Annotated in this window: 13 protein-coding genes; 7 read left to right on the top strand and 6 right to left on the bottom strand. The window is 67.4% G+C overall.

Annotation, left to right across the window (positions count from 1 at the left end):
- Positions 1–502: 502 nt before the first annotated feature.
- The 4 genes from AC5P99_RS19635 to AC5P99_RS19620 form a co-directional block, all read right to left on the bottom strand.
- The gene (locus AC5P99_RS19635) at positions 503–1,066 is read right to left on the bottom strand and encodes a TlpA family protein disulfide reductase (protein ID WP_049450279.1); all 564 of its coding nucleotides are present in this window, start codon (positions 1,064–1,066) and stop codon (positions 503–505) included.
- Entirely contained in the window at positions 1,063–3,435 is a 2,373-nt protein-coding gene (locus AC5P99_RS19630) for a protein-disulfide reductase DsbD family protein (RefSeq protein WP_088436221.1), read from the bottom strand. Before AC5P99_RS19630 ends, AC5P99_RS19635 begins: the two co-directional genes overlap by 4 nt.
- Complete coding sequence (cutA, locus tag AC5P99_RS19625) at positions 3,432–3,770, bottom strand: divalent-cation tolerance protein CutA (protein WP_049396392.1); 339 nt, start codon at positions 3,768–3,770, stop codon at positions 3,432–3,434. The genes AC5P99_RS19630 and cutA overlap by 4 nt, the downstream gene beginning before the upstream one ends.
- Positions 3,771–3,838: 68 nt before the next feature.
- Positions 3,839–5,629, bottom strand: a complete 1,791-nt coding sequence (locus AC5P99_RS19620; RefSeq protein ID WP_005414629.1) for an endonuclease — start codon at positions 5,627–5,629, stop codon at positions 3,839–3,841.
- Positions 5,630–5,940: 311 nt separating this feature from the next.
- Between AC5P99_RS19620 and AC5P99_RS19615 the strand changes: the two genes are divergently transcribed.
- The 3 genes from AC5P99_RS19615 (at position 5,941) to AC5P99_RS19605 (ending at position 8,706) form a co-directional block, all read left to right on the top strand.
- Complete coding sequence (locus AC5P99_RS19615; protein WP_005411227.1) at positions 5,941–6,228, top strand: co-chaperone GroES; 288 nt, start codon at positions 5,941–5,943, stop codon at positions 6,226–6,228.
- Positions 6,229–6,309: 81 nt separating this feature from the next.
- The gene (gene groL / locus AC5P99_RS19610; RefSeq protein WP_005411226.1) at positions 6,310–7,959 is read left to right on the top strand and encodes a chaperonin GroEL; all 1,650 of its coding nucleotides are present in this window, start codon (positions 6,310–6,312) and stop codon (positions 7,957–7,959) included.
- A 135-nt stretch (positions 7,960–8,094) separates the two neighbouring features.
- Positions 8,095–8,706 (top strand): DUF6445 family protein, encoded by a 612-nt coding sequence (locus tag AC5P99_RS19605; RefSeq protein WP_005411225.1) that lies wholly within the window; start codon positions 8,095–8,097, stop codon positions 8,704–8,706.
- Between the two features lie 28 nt (positions 8,707–8,734).
- Here the strand turns inward: AC5P99_RS19605 and AC5P99_RS19600 are convergent, their stop codons facing one another.
- Positions 8,735–9,898 carry a serine hydrolase domain-containing protein gene (locus AC5P99_RS19600; RefSeq protein ID WP_495213461.1) on the bottom strand — a complete coding sequence of 388 codons (1,164 nt, stop codon included), beginning with the start codon at positions 9,896–9,898 and terminating at the stop codon, positions 8,735–8,737.
- 67 nt (positions 9,899–9,965) lie between these two features.
- Positions 9,966–10,895, bottom strand: coding sequence for an aspartyl protease family protein (locus AC5P99_RS19595; protein WP_464048784.1), 930 nt, complete (start codon positions 10,893–10,895; stop codon positions 9,966–9,968).
- 106 nt (positions 10,896–11,001) lie between these two features.
- Here AC5P99_RS19595 and AC5P99_RS19590 point away from each other — a divergent pair, with 106 nt between their 5' ends.
- The 4 genes from AC5P99_RS19590 to AC5P99_RS19575 all read left to right on the top strand — a co-directional run bounded on the left by AC5P99_RS19590 (position 11,002) and on the right by AC5P99_RS19575 (position 14,350).
- Entirely contained in the window at positions 11,002–11,709 is a 708-nt protein-coding gene (locus tag AC5P99_RS19590; protein ID WP_005411222.1) for a response regulator, read from the top strand.
- A 32-nt stretch (positions 11,710–11,741) separates the two neighbouring features.
- Positions 11,742–13,040 (top strand): sensor histidine kinase, encoded by a 1,299-nt coding sequence (locus AC5P99_RS19585; protein ID WP_100438957.1) that lies wholly within the window; start codon positions 11,742–11,744, stop codon positions 13,038–13,040.
- 72 nt (positions 13,041–13,112) lie between these two features.
- Complete coding sequence (locus AC5P99_RS19580; RefSeq protein ID WP_495213462.1) at positions 13,113–13,613, top strand: MarR family winged helix-turn-helix transcriptional regulator; 501 nt, start codon at positions 13,113–13,115, stop codon at positions 13,611–13,613.
- The gene (locus AC5P99_RS19575; RefSeq protein WP_005411219.1) at positions 13,610–14,350 is read left to right on the top strand and encodes a DNA alkylation repair protein; all 741 of its coding nucleotides are present in this window, start codon (positions 13,610–13,612) and stop codon (positions 14,348–14,350) included. Before AC5P99_RS19580 ends, AC5P99_RS19575 begins: the two co-directional genes overlap by 4 nt.
- Position 14,351: the final 1 nt, after the last annotated feature.

Raw genomic sequence — 14,351 nt, 5'->3', positions numbered from 1 at the left:
GGGGACGCTGCAAGTCCCCCTCCGGGGCCCGGCCCAGCCGCTGGCGGCTGTGCGTTCGGGCGCTTGCGAAGCAGTGCTTCGCAAGCAAAGCGCCCTCACCCATGTAAGCTCGGTCGCCGCATCCATGCGGCTCACGCCCCCTCAGCCGGATCCACCCCGCCTTCGACAGTTTCCTGCGATCTGTCGGAACGGCGTTCTGCTTTGGTAGGTGCCGACCGTTGGTCGGCACGGGGTCTGATTCCGTTCTGAATATCGATATCTGACAGATGTGTCGACCAAGGTCGACACCTACCAACAGCCGCGAAGATCTGTCAGAGGCGGGGCGGTGTCGGAGTGCGGGGTGTCAGCCGCATGGATGCGGCTGCCAAGCTTACAGGGACGTACTTGCAGCGTCCCCGCACTCCGACACCGCCCCGCCATCCCACGGAATGCCCGCTTTGGCTTTGGCTGTTGCCGTTGCATTGAGCAGGGTGCAGGGCTGCAAGCCCTGAAAAAAACACCCTCACTTCACCCAGCTGTCGATCTCGCCGTGGGCGAACGGTCCCAGCTTTGCCTTCACCAGCCGCCCCTGCGCATCGAACAGCACGCTGTAGGGCAGCAGGCCCTGTGTATTGCCCAGCTGCACGCTGGCATCGCGCGGCCCCGGGGTCTCGATCACGATCGGATAATCCACCGGTACCCGCTGCAGGAAACCGCGCACGTCTTCCGGCGTATCCAGCGCCAGTCCCAGCACCTGTACACCGTGCTCGCCCTGGACATGTGCGAAACGCGCCAGTTCGGGCATTTCTTCAACGCAGGGCGCGCACCAGCTGGCCCAGACATTGATCAACAGCGGGCGACCGCCAGCGTGCTGGCGCAGGTCCAGCGGCCGGCCTTCAAGATCGGGCAGCGACAGCGCGGGCAGGCTGTCGCCGACCTGCAGGGCAGGTGCCGCAGCCGCCACAGCAGGCGCCGCTGGCATGGCCTCAGGCGCAACCGGCGCAGGAGCCAATCGATGCCCGGCCCACAGGCCAAGGCCGGCGGCCAGCACCGCTGTCCACAGCAGCGCTGGCCGTTGCCACTTCATCGTGCGGTGCGCAGCAGCGCTTCCTCCACCACCGCCTGGGTCAGCAGGGTCGGCAGCACGGTCGGCGGTGCGCCGGGGCCGTACACCACGTACAGCGGCACGCCGACGGCCTTGTGCTCTTCCAGGAACGTGGTGATCTGCGGATCGACGTTGGTGTAGTCACCGCGCATGTACACCGCGTTGGTGCGCTTGAGCAGGTCCTTGAACTCCGGCCGCGACAGCACGGCGCGCTCGTTGGCCTTGCAGCTCACGCACCAGTCGGCGGTCATGTTGACGAACACCACGCGGTTGTCGGCGCGCAGGCGGTCCAGCAACTGCGGCGAATACTCCACCACGTTGTCGCTGGCGGCCTGTGCGGCGCGTGCCGGCGCTGCCAGCTGGGTCACGCCCCAGGCCGGTACCAATGCGCCGATCGCCAGCAGCACGCCGAGCAGGGTCACCGCACGCGAGCCGGTCCAGCGGTTGCGCTCGAACAGCCACAGGCCGAAGGCGAACAGCAACAGGCCACCCAGCACCAGCGCCATGCCGTCCACGCCGCGTTGCTTGCCCAGCACCCACAGCAGCCACAGCGCGGTGGCGTACATCGGGAAGGCCAGCACGTGCTTGAGCGTTTCCATCCACGGGCCGGGCTTGGGCAGGCGGCGCGCCAGCGCCGGCACGAAGCCGATCAGCAGGAACGGCAGCGCCAGGCCCAGGCCGAGGAACAGGAACACGGTCATCGCCTTCAGCGGCGGGGCAATGAACGCGTAGGCGATCGCGCCACCCATGAACGGGCCGACGCAGGCACTGCCGACCACGCAGGCCAGCGCACCGGTGAAGAAGTCACCGGCCGGGCCGCTGCGGCTGGCCAGCGACTGGCCCAGGTTGCCGATGCCGCCGCCCAGGGTGAACACGCCGGACAGGCTCAGGCCTACCGCGAACATGATGTAGGCCAGCGCCGCCACCACGCCCGGGTGCTGCAGCTGGAAGCCGATGCCGACGGCGTTGCCGATTGCGCGCAGGCCCACCATCAACGCACCGATCACCGCGAATGCGACCAGCACGCCCAAGGTGTACCAGAGCGCGTGGCTGCGTGCGCGCTGCGGGCTTTCGCCACTCTGTGCCAGGCTCAGGACCTTCAGCGACAGGATCGGCAGCACGCAGGGCATCAGGTTCAACACCAGGCCGCCGGCCAGCGCCAGCAGCAGCACCCAGACGAACGAACGGTCCGGGTTCGGTGTGGTCGCCGGCGGGCGCGTACGCAGCGCGTTGTCACCGCGCGCATCGGCGGCGAATTCATTGCCGTCCACGGTGCCTGCGACGGCCGGGGGGGCGGCATCCGTATTGGGCACCGTCGGCAGCAGGCGCAGGGGGGCGCCGTTGGCGCCTTCGCGTGGCGCCACAGCCAACGGGCTGATTACCTCGTTGCGCGGCGGTGCCTGGTCGGCGCTGGCGCTGACCTTGCCGGCCGGGATCGACAGCTTCACCCGGCGGGTCATTGGCGGGTAGCAGATGCCATCGGTCTGGCAGCCCTGGAAGGTCACCACGAGGGTGCCGTCAACCGCGTCGGCAACCGTGCGCCGCAACGGCAGCGGCACTTCCACCTGGTTGAAGTACACCGAGACATCGCCGAAGTGCTCGTCGCGATGCGATTGCGCGGCTGGCCAACGCGGCGTGCCGGCCTGCACGCCGGTGCTGCCTTCCAGCTTCAGCGAGGTGCGGTCGCGATACAGGTAGTAGCCCGGTGCCGGGCTGAAGCGCAGCAGCAGGGTGTTGCCGTCGCTGGCGATGGCATCGAAGCCGAACGCCTGTTCCGACGGCAGCGGCAGCGCCTGGCTGTTGCTGGCCGCACCCGGCAGGCGCAGGCCGCCGCTGTTGCCGGCACCGGCCAGTGGGTTGTTGAACGGACTGGCCGCACCGGCGCGGCTGGCCGGGGCCGCCGCCTGTGCACCGCTGCCGGGCAGGGTGACCTGCACCACGCGCTTCTGCGGCGGGTAGCAGACACCGGCATCGGCGCAGCCCTGGTAACGCACTTCCAGACTGATGGTACCGGCGGCCTCGGTCGGCGTGCCGGGCAGGCTGGCCTGCAGGCGCTCGCGATAGGTTTCGACCTCGCCGAAGAAATCGTCGTGGTGCTTGTCGCCCTTGGGCATCTGCAGCGCGCCGGCATTGAAGGCCGGGTCGGCCTTGACGCTGGTGCGGTGGCGATACAGGTAATAGCCGGGCGCGATCTTGAACTGCAGTTGCACCTGGCCACGTTCGGGGGCGGTGGCGGTCAGCGCGAACGCCTGGTCCACCGGCAGCAGGTCTTTCTCATCCAGGGCGAACGCCGGCAGCGAGAGCCACAACAGGGCGCACAGGGCGGCGCCACGCGCAAACAGAGTCTTCAATCAGTGTCCTCCCGGGTCTGTGCCCGGATCCAGTCCAGATACGCCGGCAGGCCGGCCCGGGTTTCGACCGCGATGCACTCCGGGAGTTCATACGGATGCAGTTCGACGATCCGGGCGATTGCGTCATTGACGCGACTCGCGGTGGTCTTCACCAGCAGCTGCAGCTCGGCGTCGGTGGTCACCTCGCCCTGCCAGCGGTAGGTCGACTGCGCGCCATCGAGGCGGGTCACGCACGCGGCCAGGCGCTCGCCAACCAGCGCGTGCGCGATGCGCTCGGCACTGGCCCGGTCCGGGCAGGTGGTCAACAGCAGCAGGACGGGATCGACGGTCGACATGACCGTCGAGTATAGGGCCGCCGCCGGGTCAGGACCCGGCGGCGGCCGTGGACCGCTGCGTTGCGCGGTCAGTTGGCCAGCTGGCAGGTGGCCGGCTTGGCCGAGGTGAACAGGCCAGGGGTCGCCCACTCGGGGTGGTCGATGAACGGGTTGCGGTTGCCCTGGAAGCTGTAGATCACGTCATTGCGCGCGCGCTCGGCATCATCCGGCGGGTCGGACAGGTGCCAGTCGATCAGCGTCGACAGCAGGCCCATGTAGGCCGGTGAGCTGCTGGTCTTGACGATCCTGCTGCGGTCGTCGGTCAGCTCCAGGTCCGGCTCGGACTGGCCAGTGGCTGCATCCTTGCCGCCCTCGTAGCGGATCGCCATGTACATTACCGCACGCGCCATGTCGCCCTTGCGCTTGCCCCACACCTCGAACGTGCCGGTGTTGCCGTCCGGCGTGCGCACCCAGTTGGAGTTGCCCGGATAGCCACCACTGCCGCCACCCTGGCCGTTGTTGGCCTCGGTGGCGCGCTCGCCGCAGCTGGCGTCGCACTTGCCGAACGGCTTGTTGCCACGGTCGGCGTTCCACTGTGCATCGGTCAGGTACAGCATGTGGGTGTCGGTATACGGCGCGTACGGCAGGCCCTTGTCACCCGTGGTGGTGGCAAAACCCAGCGAGTTCGGCCAGGTGTGCTCGCGGTTGTACTTCAGGCCACTGCCGCTGCCGGCGCGATCGGTCACCTTGGCGTAGCTGCGGTTGCGATACGCGTCAAGGATGCGGTTCGGGTTGTTCGGGTCCTCGTCTGCGATCTCCAGGATGGTCCAGGTACTGGTGCCCGAGCCGCTGTACGGGTAGGCGGTGTGGCCCTTGATTGTCGCGTGCAGCGAGCAGCGCAGCTGGCTCGGGCTGGAGGTGTTGACCTTGGAGTAGTAGCCGGCCGGCACACCCGGGTTGCCCGGGTCCGGATTGCCGCCGGTGCTGGCCACGGTGAAGGCGATGCGGCTGTCGGCCGCCGGGTGTGCGCCCTGCAGGTCGGTGATGCGCGCGGCGCGGATGTCGAAGCGGCAGGCTTCACCGGCCACCAGCGCGGTGTTGGTGGACAGCTTCACGCTGCGTCCGCTGGCCGGGAAGGTCAGCGGCACGCTGCCGGAGGTACCGCAGCTCAGCGCGAACGCGCCGCTGGCCAGGTTCACCGTCTCGCTGAACACCACTTCCAGATCGGCCGCGGCCGGGAAGGTGCTGCTGCCCTGCGCCGGGGTGGTGGTGGACACCGACGGCGGCGTGTTCGGGCCCGGGGTGCCGCCGCCACTGAAGGTCTGGCCGTTGTTGCAGCTGCCGAAGGTCTGCCTGGCCGACTCGGCCCAGGTGAAGTGGGCGTACTGGCTGCCGCTGCCGGTCAGCTGCAGCGAGGTGCCCGGCGCCGTGCTGTTGGTCTCGGCCACCGGAATGTTCTGGCTGGTCATGCCGGCGGCAGGGCCACCGGAGGCGGTGATGGCGCCCTCGTAGCTGAGGAACTGGACCACCTTGCCGCTGGCGTCGACCAGGGCGATGCCGTCGTTCGGGCCGTTCTGGATGCCGTTGGTCGGGTAGTTGACCACGGCGATGCTGGCGCTGCCGCAACCGGCGGCGGTGCCGGCCGGGACCGGGTTGTTGGCGTAGACCGTGGCGGCCGAAGGATTGCTGCCGTTGTAGAGGTAGAGGCGGTAGCCGGACAGGTCTTCACCTGCGGTAGCGACCACTTCGATGGCTTCGCCGACGTCACCGGCGGCGGTGCTGTCGTCGTAGTGCAGTTCGTTGATGAAGACCTCGGCCTGGGCCGGCGCCGCGGCCAGTGCCAGCAGGCAGGCGGCGGCAAGCGGGGACAGCAATCGCATCGACTACTCCTTGTGATTGGGAATGCCTGACCGAGCCTAAGGCCGATCCAGTGACACTTTGTCGTAAATGAACGTCAGATATCTGACAGTGCGACGCTTGTCACCGAAATTGTCCAGGACCGACGCCTTGGCCGAGGCGCGCGGGTGGAAAAATTTTTTCATTCCGCCCTTGAAAGGGGGCGGCGGGGCTCCATCTCTGCCCTGCTCCCGACGTTGTCGGGTTTCTTCACGTGCGGTTCTGGCACTCGCCTGGGGTGAGTGCTAACATCGCCGGACTTTTTTAGACCAATCAATCACTTAAGAGGTCTCCTATGAGCATCAAGCCGCTGCACGACCGCGTTGTGGTCAAGCCGATCGAAGCCGACGAAATCTCCGCCGGTGGCATCGTCATCCCCGACTCGGCCAAGGAAAAGTCCACCAAGGGTGAGGTCGTGGCCGTCGGCCCGGGCAAGCCGCTGGACAACGGCAACGTGCGCGCGCCGTCGCTGAAGGTCGGCGACAAGGTCATCTATGGCCAGTACGCCGGCAGCTCGTACAAGAGCGAAGGCGTCGAATACAAGGTCCTGCGCGAAGACGACGTGCTCGCCGTCATCGGCTGAGCCTCGGCGCGACCTGTTTCAACCTGATCCCAAACTCCCAGCCGCCGGGCACCGTCCGGCGCTACCAATGAGGTAAATGCAATGGCTGCCAAGGATATTCGTTTCGGTGAAGACGCCCGTTCGCGCATGGTGCGCGGCGTCAACGTTCTCGCCAATGCCGTCAAGGCCACCCTGGGCCCGAAGGGCCGCAACGTCGTGCTGGAAAAGAGCTTCGGCGCCCCGACCATCACCAAGGACGGCGTCTCCGTCGCCAAGGAAATCGAACTGGCTGACAAGTTCGAGAACATGGGCGCGCAGATGGTGAAGGAAGTTGCTTCGCGCACCAACGACGATGCCGGCGACGGCACCACCACCGCCACCGTGCTGGCCCAGGCCCTGATCCGCGAAGGCGCCAAGGCCGTTGCCGCCGGCATGAACCCGATGGACCTCAAGCGCGGTATCGACAAGGCCGTTTCGGCCGCCGTCGCCGAGCTGAAGAACATCTCCAAGCCGACCGCCGACGACAAGGCGATCGCCCAGGTCGGTACCATCTCGGCCAACTCGGACGAGTCGATCGGCCAGATCATCGCTGACGCGATGAAGGAAGTCGGCAAGGAAGGCGTCATCACCGTTGAAGAAGGCTCGGGCCTGGACAACGAGCTGGACGTGGTCAAGGGCATGCAGTTCGACCGCGGCTACCTGTCGCCGTACTTCATCAACAACCAGCAGTCGCAGACCGCTGACCTGGATGACCCGTTCATCCTGCTGCACGACAAGAAGATCTCCAACGTCCGTGACCTGCTGCCGGTGCTGGAAGGCGTCGCCAAGGCCGGCAAGCCGCTGCTGATCGTGGCCGAGGAAGTTGAAGGCGAAGCGCTGGCCACCCTGGTCGTCAACACCATCCGTGGCATCGTCAAGGTCGTGGCCGTCAAGGCCCCGGGCTTCGGCGACCGTCGCAAGGCGATGCTGGAAGACATGGCCGTGCTGACCGGCGGCACCGTGATCTCCGAAGAAGTCGGCCTGTCGCTGGAGAAGGCCACCATCAAGGACCTGGGCCGCGCCAAGAAGGTGCAGGTCTCCAAGGAGAACACCACCATCATCGACGGCGTCGGCGACAAGGCCAACGTTGATGCACGCGTGGCGCAGATCAAGACCCAGATCCAGGACACCTCCTCGGATTACGACCGCGAGAAGCTGCAGGAACGCGTGGCCAAGCTGGCCGGCGGTGTTGCCGTGATCAAGGTCGGCGCCTCGACCGAAATCGAAATGAAGGAAAAGAAGGATCGCGTCGACGACGCCCTGCACGCCACCCGTGCGGCCGTTGAAGAAGGCGTGGTTCCGGGCGGCGGCGTTGCCCTGGTCCGCGCGATCACCGCGCTGGCCGGCCTGAAGGGCGCCAACGAAGACCAGAACCACGGCATCCAGATCGCCCTGCGTGCGATGGAAGCCCCGCTGCGCGAGATCGTTGCCAACGCCGGTGACGAGCCGTCGGTCATCATCAACAAGGTCAAGGAAGGCACCGGCAGCTTCGGCTACAACGCCGCTACCGGCGAGTTCGGCGACATGCTGCAGTTCGGCATCCTGGACCCGACCAAGGTGACCCGTTCGGCGCTGCAGAACGCGGCCTCGATCGCTGGCCTGATGATCACCACCGAAGCCATGGTTGCCGAAGCTCCGAAGAAGGACGAGCCGGCCATGGGCGGCGCCGGTGGCATGGGCGGCATGGGTGGCATGGGCGGCATGGACTTCTAAGGTCCACGCCCGCGTCGGACGTTGCCGGCCCTGGCCGGCGCGTCTCCCCGATGCAAGGAAAAACCCCGCCGCGAGGCGGGGTTTTTTTGTTGTCCGGTTGCCGCCATGGCGCCGCGTCGCTACGCTCGCAGGACCATGCCTACCTCGTTCATCGTCGTCGACGACTTCCTCTCTCCAGCCGATGCACACGGCCTGCGCCAGGCCGGGCTGGGCCTGACCTACCCGGCGCAGGAGGGGGCATTCCCCGGGCGTAATTCGCTCGAACGGCTGGAGCTGGACGGCCTGTCCGAGGCCGCGTCGCGGTTGGTCAACGAGCCGCTGCGGCCGGTCAATCCGTTGCAGTCGCACGGCAAGTTCCGGCTGACCCTGGCCAGCGATGTGGGTCGCGCCAAGGTGCACACCGACCATTCGCACTGGTCCGGCATCCTCTACCTCAGCGCCCCGGAGCACTGCGAAGGGGGTACCGAGTTCTTCCGCCATCGCCGCACCAACACCGAGCGCATGGCGCTGAACGCCCACGAGCTGGCTGCGCTGGGCTACGCCAACGGCGGCGACATGCATCGGGACATCATCGAGCGCGACAGCGTCGACGACAGCCAGTGGGAAATGACCATGCGCATCCCGATGCGCTTCAACCGCCTGGTGCTGCTGCGCCCGTGGTTCTGGCATACCGCCGGCCCGGCCTTCGGCGACCGGCCGGAGAATGGGCGGCTGGTCTACCTGATGTTCTTCGAGCAGGCGCGTTGAAGGGAGGTCATCCACGCATGGCGTGGATCTACTTCACGAATGCCTTTGCTGCGCCGTACTCCCACTGCCACGGTACGCCGATGTCGCCGAGCACGAAGGCCACCAGCGCCGGGAAGGTCGCCTCGGCGCGCACATCGTTGCCCAGGATCACCACGCAGCGCTGCTGCTGCTCGACGCACACCAGCGTATTACCGACTGCATCATCGTGGCCGCCCTTGTAGAAGCCCGCGCCTTGCGGGCCACGGAACGTCACCACCCCCAGGCCGGCCGCCAGGTCCTTGCGCTGCAGCGCCTTCGGCAGCTCCGGCTGCAGTGTGGGGAACTGGCTGGCGGTGGTGATCGGCAGCTGCGGCCGCACCAGCTCCTTGCGCATCTTCGCTGACAGCCCATCGCCGCGCACGTAGCCGGCGGCGAAACGGGCCATGTCGGCGATGGTGGTATCCATCGAACCGGCCGCGCGTACGCGGCTGCGCTCATCGTGCGGCTTGGCGGTGCCCTCCATGGTCCAGCCGTCGGCCAGGTTGGTGGCGAAGTCCCCGCGCCACATCATGCTGGTGCGGGTCATGCCGAAGCGGTCGAATACCCGCTGCTGCATCAACGCACCCACATCCTCGCCCAGCCGTCCGCGTTCGATCACGAACTGCAGCAGGATCAGCCCTTCGCCGGAATAGCCGTAGCGGCTGCCTGGATCGAAGTGGAACTTCAGCCGGCCGTCCGGTTCAAGAAACCCGAAGTTGGCAAAGCCACTGGCGTGGTTGAGCAGCAGGCGAGGGGTGAGCTGGCGCCAGCGCGCATCATCGGCCAGCACGCGGTAGTCGGCGTACTTCTTCGTTTCGGGCGGATAGTCCGGCAACGGCTTGTCCAGCGCTGTGGCGATGCTGGCATCCAGATCGATCCTGCGGTCCTGCGCCAGCTGCGCGACCAGATGGCCGAATGCCATCTTGGTCAGCGAGGCGGCGTACATCACCGTATCGGTGCGCAGTGGTTCGCCTGCGGTATTGCGCTCGCCGTAGGCGGCGACGTGCACCACCTTGCCGCCGTCGATCACCGCCAGTGCCATGCCGCGCGCCTGTGCGGCCTGCATCAACCGCTGCGCTTCGGCATCGATGCGGACCGGCGAGGGTACCGGGGGAGGTGCAGCCAGCACGGCCAGCGGGTACAGCGTCAGCAACATCAGGGCAGCACGGCACATGCGTGGAACTCCTGGTGGGGCGCACGGTGATGCTACGCCAGGCTGCCGCTGGCGTCATTGCCGGATGTCAGCTGGCCTGCGGCCGGCGCAGGCAGATCCGGGACGCGCCGGCACCGATGTCCACCTGGCCGCCGCGCATTGCATCCGCACCAAGGATCAGCGCCGGCCGGGCCTCCAGGCCGATCGCCTTGAACACTGGCAGTTCGCTGATGCGGACCTCCATCGAGGGGTGCTGCCAGCCGTTGCCGGCCATGCCGGGCAGGGTGTACAGCCAGGTTGCCTGCTTTCCGCCGCCCAGGCCTTCGGTGCCCTTTTCACGCACCCGCACCCGTGCGTCGCTGCCGTCGGTGCGCAGCCCCAGTGCGCGGGCTGCTTCGGCGTTGAGGACGGTCTGCGCGGCACCGGTGTCGACCACGGCGATGGCGTCCACCGCGGGCGCGCCCAGTGCAAGCATGATGAAACCGAACTGGCGCAGGCCGTCAGTGCGTCCGGGCAGCGCATTGGGCTGGCAACCCGGTCCTTCCAGGTTCAATCCGCCGGGTGTCCACAGCGCCAGTTGATTGCGGCCGAAGTCCCAACGGGTGTCCCAGCGTCCGGTCAGATCGTTGCCGATCAAGCCGTCAATGGCCGGATCATCGTCCTTCGGCAACGACGACAGATCGACCTTCATGGCTTGGGCCTGCAGCTGCCAACTGCCCAGCTGCCAGGACGTTCTGCGTATGCGCTGCAGCCGCGCGGAGGCTGCACTTGCCCCTTGGGCCTGCGATACCTCCGCATCCGCATCTCCCAGACCGTAGCGCCGCACGACGCGGTCATCGACCAGCGTGGCGCCTGCCGCGCTGTCGACCACGAAGCGCAGCGGTTCGGCACGCCCGTCCAGCGACACGGCCACGGCCGGATGACCGCCCTGCATCCACATCGGCAGGATGTGTTCGGGGGAATCGGACGCCAGCGCAGCCAGCGGGGCAGCAAGCAGGACGAATGGGATGAGGCGCAAGGCAGGTCTCCGCAGTGATCATGGGTGACCATTGGCGCGCAGCGGCGTATCGCGGGAACATCGGCGTTGATACCGTCCTGATACAGACCTGCCTGATACTGCCTGCATGACGACTCCCGCCCGTGTCATCGTTGTCGATGACGACGCCAGCATCCGTGATGCCATCGCCGATTGCCTGTTGCTGCATGGCTACCAGGTACGGGTGGCAGCGGACGCGACGGCGCTGGACGTGCTGCTGCAGGTCGATCGCCCGGACGTGATCATCCTCGACTGGATGATGCCCGGTGAGGATGGCCTGTCGGTCTGCCGCCGGCTGCAGGCACGGGCCATTCCGATCCTGATGCTGTCGGCGATGGGCAGCGCACCGGACAGGGTGATCGGCCTGGAGATGGGCGCGGACGACTACCTGGCCAAGCCGTTCGACCCGCGCGAGCTGCTGGCGCGGGTACGCGCGCTGCTGCGCCGGCAGGACAAGCTGCGCGCGCAGGTAGCCAGTGAACTGCGCTTTTCTGGTTGGCGGTTGCTGCCGGAACAACGTCGCCTGCTGGCGCCGGATGGGAACGAGCTGGTGCTCAGCCGTGGTGAATTCAGCCTGTTGCTGGCGCTGGCCGAACGCCCCGGGCGGGTGCTGGGGCGCGAGCAGCTGCTGCAGCTGAGCCGTGGCGAACCGAGTGACAGCGTCGACCGCGCGGTCGACCTGGCGATCAGCCGCCTGCGCCGCAAGCTCGGGCAGGCCTCACCCGGTGCGGAAGCCCTGGTGCAGACATCGCGTGGCGAAGGCTATCGCTTCCACGCCGAGGTACAGGTGCTGTGAACAGCCGGTGGCCGACCGCGCGTTGGATCACGATGCTGGCCCTGGCCAGCCTGCTGCTGGCGACACTGGTCAGCGTGGCCGTGGTTGGCTGGATGCCTCGGCCCGCGCCGCCACCGATGCGGTTGGACCAGGCCGTGCAGGTGCTGCGGGGGGAGCAGGCCGCGGCACCACTGGGCCTGCATCTGGCGACGCAGGATGCGCCACCAAAGGGCAGTGCCAGTGACTGGCTCACCCAGTTGGCGGCGCTGCAGATGGGTTTGCCGGCGAAGGAGGTGCGCCTGGTCTGGAGCGGACAGGGCAAGGCGCCTGATGTGCAGGTCATCGAAGGCGGCGAGGTGCTCGACGGCACGGCGCGGGTCGGTGTACTGAAGGCGCAGGCCGCGCTGCTGACCGCGATGCAATGGCCGCCGTTTGAACTGGGCGTGCGCCAGGCCGATGGCCGCTGGCGGGTGGTCGGCAGCGATCACAGTGATCTGGCAGCTTGGCGGCGACAGGTGATACTGGCGCTGCTGGGCGGTGCCGTGTTGCTGGCGCCGCTGGCGGCGTGGGCATCGATCCGGCTGGGGCGTCCACTACGACGCTTGGCCGATGCCAGTGCACGTGTGGACCTGCAAGCCGACACGCCCCTGCCGGATGATGGCCCGCGCGAGGTACAGATGCTGGCCGCCGCGATCGGCACCGGTCGAGAGCGCCTGCGTGCGCAGGCCCAGGACATGACCCATATGCTGGCTGCAGTGGCGCACGACCTGCGCACACCATTGACCGGCCTGCGACTGCGCGCCGAGTTCGCGCCCACACCACAGGCGGCCCGGATGGTGGCGGACATCGAGCGCATGGACACGATGATCGAGCAGGTGCTCGATTACGCACGCGGCGAATTGCAGCCGTTGCAGATGCGCCCGCTGGATCTGGCCGCGCTGCTGGAGGAGTGCGTGCAGGCAGCGTTGCTGCGCGGTGTCGAGATCTCCATCCAGGGGCCGGACAGTCTGCCCTGGCACGGCGACGCGCTGCTGCTTCGGCGCGCGTTCGACAACCTTATCGACAATGCCGATCGCTATGCCGGGGCGGTGGAACTGCGGCTTGCCGTGGTTGAGCGAGGGGTCCAGCTGGAGGTGATGGATCGGGGCCCAGGTATCGCCGAGGGCGACCGAGTACGCCTGCTGCAACCGTTCCAGCGCAGCGAGCGTTCTCGTAGTCGCACCACCGGTGGAGCGGGACTTGGGCTGGCAGTGGCCGCCAATGTGGCGAGGCGGCACGCGGGCGAACTGCAGCTGCTGCACCGGGAGGGCGGCGGGCTGGTTGCGTGCCTGCTGCTGGGAAAGTTCACCTGATATCGGCTGTGGTTTACAGGCAGCGGCTGTTCGGCTGTATGATTAGGCGCCTAACCATATCACGTGCGTGAGATGATCGAAGCCAAGCACCATGCCCTGATCGAGGAAGCGCAGCGACGCGGTCACGCCAACATCGCGCCGCTGCGCCTGTGTTTCCAGCTGCTCTCGCTGTCCTTGTCGATCGATCGCGACTGCGCCGCGCGGCTGGCACCGCATGGGCTCAGCGAGGGTCGCTTCATCGTGCTGTTCCTGTTGCACGGGGCCGGTGGCGCACTGCCGCCGCATGTGCTGGCCGAGCGCGCCGGCGTGACCCGCGCCACCATCAGCGGCCTGCTCGATGGCCTGCAGCGCGAAGGCCTGCTGCAGCGTCGCAACGATGACGGGGATGGCCGCCGCCTGCAGATCGTGCTGACCGCACCGGGAAAGCGTTTGGCCGAATCGCTGTTCGAGCAGCACACGCAATGGATCGGTGGGCTGTTCAACGGCCTGGATGCTGATGAACAGCAGCAGCTGTCACAGCTGGTGCACAAGGTCTGGCAGCACACGGACGCCGGGCGGGAATCCGCAGCATGAGCACGGCCATTCCTGCGGAACGCCGGCAAGCACTCAACACCGGCCGCGTCCCCGCCACCCATCTGGCAGAATGCCTGGCAGTGGATTTTGCCGCGCTGCTGCAGGTGGTGGCGCCTGCGCTTGCACCGGAGGCGCTGCAACGCATGCGGGACGCCTCAGGCAAGGGCATCACGCTGCGCATGGCCCTGGCTGCGCAACTGCTGCGTGAGGCGGGGCAGGGGGCGCCTGCGCTCTGGCAGCATCACAGCTCCGATACAGTGCGCGGCTGGGCCTGCTACCTGATCGGCAGCGATGCCCGCGCAACGCTGGCAGGGAAGCTGCAGCAGATGCGCACACTGGCCGATGACCCCCATTTCGGTGTGCGCGAATGGGCGTGGCTGGCACTACGCACGGACATCGTTGCCGCACCACTGCAGGCGCTGGAGCACCTGCAACCGTGGTCACAGGAAACATCGCCGTACCTGCGCCGCTTCGCCTGCGAAGCACTGCGTCCGCGCGGTGTCTGGGCCACTCATATCGCACTGTTCAAGCAGCACCCGGAACATGCATCCGCGCTGCTGGAAGCACTGGCCGACGATCCGGAACGCTATGTGCAGGATTCGGTCGGAAATTGGCTCAACGATGCCGGCAAGACTCAGCCGCAGTGGCTGCGCCAGCTGTGTACGCGTTGGCAGCATGAGCGCCACAGCGACGCCAACGCCTACATCCGCAAACGCGCGCTGCGCTCGCTCCGGTAGT

The sequence above is a fragment of the Stenotrophomonas sp. YJH_SMC_80 genome (assembly GCF_059372495.1).
This window is presented reverse-complemented; position numbering and strand designations above follow the sequence as displayed.

Bases quoted from the DNA above. Each gene is read 5' to 3' on its own strand.
- AC5P99_RS19580 (WP_495213462.1), top strand. From the start codon at position 13,113: ATGATCGAAGCCAAGCACCATGCCCTGATCGAGGAAGCGCAGCGACGC.
- AC5P99_RS19615 (WP_005411227.1), top strand. From the start codon at position 5,941: ATGAGCATCAAGCCGCTGCACGACCGCGTTGTGGTCAAGCCGATCGAA.
- AC5P99_RS19635 (WP_049450279.1), bottom strand. From the start codon at position 1,066: ATGAAGTGGCAACGGCCAGCGCTGCTGTGGACAGCGGTGCTGGCCGCC.
- AC5P99_RS19575 (WP_005411219.1), top strand. From the start codon at position 13,610: ATGAGCACGGCCATTCCTGCGGAACGCCGGCAAGCACTCAACACCGGC.
- groL (WP_005411226.1), top strand. From the start codon at position 6,310: ATGGCTGCCAAGGATATTCGTTTCGGTGAAGACGCCCGTTCGCGCATG.
- cutA (WP_049396392.1), bottom strand. From the start codon at position 3,770: ATGTCGACCGTCGATCCCGTCCTGCTGCTGTTGACCACCTGCCCGGAC.
- AC5P99_RS19600 (WP_495213461.1), bottom strand. From the start codon at position 9,898: ATGTGCCGTGCTGCCCTGATGTTGCTGACGCTGTACCCGCTGGCCGTG.
- AC5P99_RS19590 (WP_005411222.1), top strand. From the start codon at position 11,002: ATGACGACTCCCGCCCGTGTCATCGTTGTCGATGACGACGCCAGCATC.
- AC5P99_RS19620 (WP_005414629.1), bottom strand. From the start codon at position 5,629: ATGCGATTGCTGTCCCCGCTTGCCGCCGCCTGCCTGCTGGCACTGGCC.
- AC5P99_RS19605 (WP_005411225.1), top strand. From the start codon at position 8,095: ATGCCTACCTCGTTCATCGTCGTCGACGACTTCCTCTCTCCAGCCGAT.
- AC5P99_RS19585 (WP_100438957.1), top strand. From the start codon at position 11,742: ATGCTGGCCCTGGCCAGCCTGCTGCTGGCGACACTGGTCAGCGTGGCC.